The organism is Peptoniphilus sp., from assembly GCF_034090345.1.
Classification (GTDB): domain Bacteria; phylum Bacillota; class Clostridia; order Tissierellales; family Peptoniphilaceae; genus Peptoniphilus.
This window is the reverse complement of record NZ_JAXDSS010000107.1, coordinates 1-3733: the sequence shown is the minus strand read 5'-3', so window position 1 is coordinate 3733 and position 3733 is coordinate 1. Positions and strand designations below refer to the sequence as shown.

Genomic DNA, 3733 nt, shown 5'->3' with positions numbered 1-3733 from the left:
TGGAAAATATCCACTTATAGGTGGTGCAGTATTTGCAATCTTAGTTGGTATGTTAATCGGTTTATTCTATAAAGAAAAAAATTCTACTCAACTGGGTATCAAATTTACTTCAAAGTACATATTACAATTGGCAGTCGTATTCTTAGGTTTTGGAATGAATTTATCTGATGTAATTAAAGTTGGAGCTACTTCTCTACCAATAATTATATCTACTATTCTAACTTCTTTAATAGTGGCTTATGTATTACAAAAAGTTTTAAGAATTCAATCTAATACCGCAATTTTAGTTGGTGTTGGTTCATCAATTTGTGGTGGTTCTGCAATTGCTGCTACTGCTCCAGTTATTGAAGCTGAAGATGAAGAAATAGCAAAGGCAATCTCTGTAATATTTTTATTCAATATACTTGCAGCACTCATCTTCCCAAGCTTTGGAGAATACTTAGGTCTATCTAACAATGGCTTTGGACTTTTTGCAGGTACTGCAATCAACGACACTTCATCTGTAACTGCCGCGGCAACTGTTTGGGACGGAATACACGCAGGTGCCAACACTCTTGAAACTGCTACAATAGTTAAACTTACAAGAACTTTAGCTATCATACCAATAGTTTTAACTCTTGCTTTTATCAGATTAAAAAAAGAAAAGAACTCTAACAGTTCTGTAAGTATAAAAAAGATTTTCCCATACTTCGTATTATTCTTTATTCTTGCTAGTATAGTAACTACAGTTTCAATACAAATGGGAGCTTCACCTGCATTTTTTAAACCGCTAAAGACTTTATCTAAGTTTTTTATCACTATGGCTATGGCAGGTATTGGCCTTAGCACCGATATTGTAAACATTATAAAAACTGGTGGTAAAGCTATAATCCTCGGCTTCTGTTGTTGGTCAGCTATTGCAACAGTTAGTTTGTTAATTCAACACTTAATGCAATTAGTTTAATCCTTCTCAATTGAAGGATTTTTTTATTGACATAACTAAGTTGCTTTGGAACAATATTATATAGAGGTGACTAATGACCAAAATATTATATTCAAAACCTCTCTATGAGGAAAAACTTAAAAATTTAAAAAAATATTCTACTTCAAATAGTAAGCTTGCAATTCTTAGATTAGAAGAAAATTTTGGAAACAACGCTTATTTAAAGGGTATTAAATCTACAGCTTCCAAAGTAAATTTAGATGTTGTTGTCGTAGATACTACTCCTGAAAAAGCATATTCTGACCTTGAAAAACTAAATGCTGATTCATCTGTTACCGGTATTTTGATTTTTAGACCTATACCAACTTCAGTTGACGAAGATAAGTTAGACCGCTTAATCGCACCTGAAAAAGATGTAGATTGTATGAATCCAATTAACAAAGCTAAATTATATTCAGGTGATACATCAGGTTTTATTCCACTTGCGCCTAAGGCTTCAATTGAACTCATTGACTACTATGGAATAGATGTCGTGTCCAAAAATTGTTTGATAATTAACCATTCAAATGTAGTTGGAAAACCACTTGCGATGTTACTTCTAAATAGGTTTGCTACTGTTGAGATAGCTCATATAAAAACAAAAAATCTAAAAGAGCATACCTTAAAAGCGGATATAATATTCACCGCTGTTGGTGAAAGTGAATTTTTAGATTCAACTTATTTTAGAGAAGACGCAATAGTAATTGACATTGCAATAACTAAAAATGCTGATGGAAGATTTACAGGCGATTTAAACTCAGCTGATGTTCAAGGCAAAATTCAAGCTTATAGTCCCGTTCCAAATGGAGTTGGCGGACTTACAAACTTACTTTTAATAGAAAGTGTAATTAAATAATTTTCATTAACAAAAAAGGGCCCAAATTATTTTTTAATTTGAGCCTTTTTCTTATTTTGCTTTAAAATTACAACTTTATCTCCTTCTAAAAGATAAGTTTCTCCATTTGGTACGATTATTTTGTTACCTGAAGTTTGTAACATTACTATTAATTGTTTTTCTTTAAATTCTAATTCTTTAATCTTCTTTCCAACCCACTTATGCCCTTTAGATAAAGTCATTTCAGTAAGATTAGAACCGGTCGTATCAAAATAACTTTTTCCGCCTAAAACTACAATGTCTCCTTCTTTTATTAAAGTCTCTCCGTTTGGAACTATAGTTTTTCCTTCTCTTTCTATCTTTGCAACTATCACATTAAAAGTTAAGTTGAAATCTTTAAGCGGAATATTATTCCATTTTGACCCCTTTTCTATCTTAGTTTGTATAAAACCTATATCCGACTTGTCTTGATAAAAATTAAAATTCTTAAGTACTGTATCAGTATATTCCAACATATTTAATTTTTTAGACACCCATGGCATCAACGAGCCCTGTATGAAAGATGACAAAAGACAAATTACAAAAACTATGTGAAATATGTCTATGGAAATCTTCACTTTGCTATTTACAACCATTATTGCAAATGCAATTGCTGCTGCTCCTCTAAGACCTGCAATTGAAATTATACTTATCTGAGTATTCTTCAAATTAAAAGGTTTCATAAGCGCAAGTACACTTGCCGGTCTTGCAACAAATGTTATGAACAACATTATAATCAAAGCTACTGGAAAAACTGAAATTAAATGTCTCACATTACATAAAAGACCTAACAAAAAGAAAAGTCCTATTTGAACTAAACCTCCAAGCCCGTCATAGAAAAATACAACATCTCTCTTTCTAAGAAATTGTTGATTGCCTAAATATATTCCATATAAATAAATAGCTAAGTATCCATTCCCTCCAATTAAAACTGCCACAGAATAAGTCGCTATCATAGTTGCTGCTATAAATACTGTAAACAATCCGTCTTCATCAAAATGTATTCTATCTATTAAATTTTTTACAACTACTCCAAAACCAAAACCTACTAAAATTCCAAAGCCTACTTGTTTTAAAACTATAATTGGAACTGCAATTTGTTGCCCCGCTATTAATGAAATAAAAACAAATGTCATTGTATAAGCTGTAGGGTCATTAGAGCCGCTTTCAAGTTCTAAAAGTGGTGCTGTAGAGTATTTAAAATTTAAGTTTTTTGATACCAATATAGATGAAACGCTGGCGTAGTCTGTAGAAGCTATAACAGAGCCTAAGAGCATTGCCTCTAACATTTTAAACTTCAGTATATAGTGACAAAAAAGCCCCGTAAATATCGCCGTTAAAAAGACTCCTATTGTACTTAAAACAGCACTCTCTTTCCAAACAGGCTTGCCCATATTCCAATTTGTACTAAACCCACCATAGAACATTATAATCATAAGCGACAATGTGGCTATATTATTTGAAATTTCAAAATTGTTAAATTTAAATCCCATTAAATTAAATGCTATTCCCAGAAAAATGAACAGCAACAACGATGGAACGCCTGAAAAATTAGATATTCTAACTGCGAACAGTGCAAGTAATAAAACTACCGCTACTAATAAAAGATTAATACAGATCTCCTCCTATAGTTCCTTGAGTATAAGATACTCTATCTAAAATTCTAAGGTATATACTTTGTCCAAGGCCTGAATCTATATATAAAATAGTTTCTCCTATCTTATATAAACCCATTGAATATTTGGGGAAAAGTTTGGGCCCATGGTCTAATACTTGACCTAAAAAAGGTAATCTCACTTGTCCACCATGTTTATGACCACTTAATACCAAATCGTATGGTCTTACCTTTTCTAAAAATTGTTTTGGGCTGTGTACCAATAGTATATTATAGTCCTCAT

General features: G+C 31.9%; 3 protein-coding genes and 1 pseudogene. 2 read left to right on the top strand and 2 right to left on the bottom strand.

Going from position 1 to position 3733, the window contains the following annotated elements; genetic code table 11:
- Nucleotides 1-943: YeiH family protein (locus tag SOR77_RS08310; RefSeq protein ID WP_320636645.1), on the top strand; the 943-nt coding region annotated here is incomplete at its 5' end.
- 73 nt (nt 944-1016) lie between these two features.
- Nucleotides 1017-1817 carry a bifunctional 5,10-methylenetetrahydrofolate dehydrogenase/5,10-methenyltetrahydrofolate cyclohydrolase gene (locus SOR77_RS08305; protein ID WP_320636644.1) on the top strand — a complete coding sequence of 267 codons (801 nt, stop codon included), beginning with the start codon at nt 1017-1019 and terminating at the stop codon, nt 1815-1817.
- A gap of 26 nt (nt 1818-1843) precedes the next feature.
- Here SOR77_RS08305 and SOR77_RS08300 read toward each other — a convergent pair whose 3' ends face one another.
- On the bottom strand, nt 1844-3448 hold the full coding sequence (locus SOR77_RS08300) for a potassium/proton antiporter (RefSeq protein ID WP_320636646.1): 1605 nt from the start codon (nt 3446-3448) through the stop codon (nt 1844-1846).
- Nucleotides 3444-3733, bottom strand: a pseudogene (locus SOR77_RS08295) (phosphoesterase); the annotation flags it as partial. The pseudogene SOR77_RS08295 and the gene SOR77_RS08300, both read right to left, overlap by 5 nt.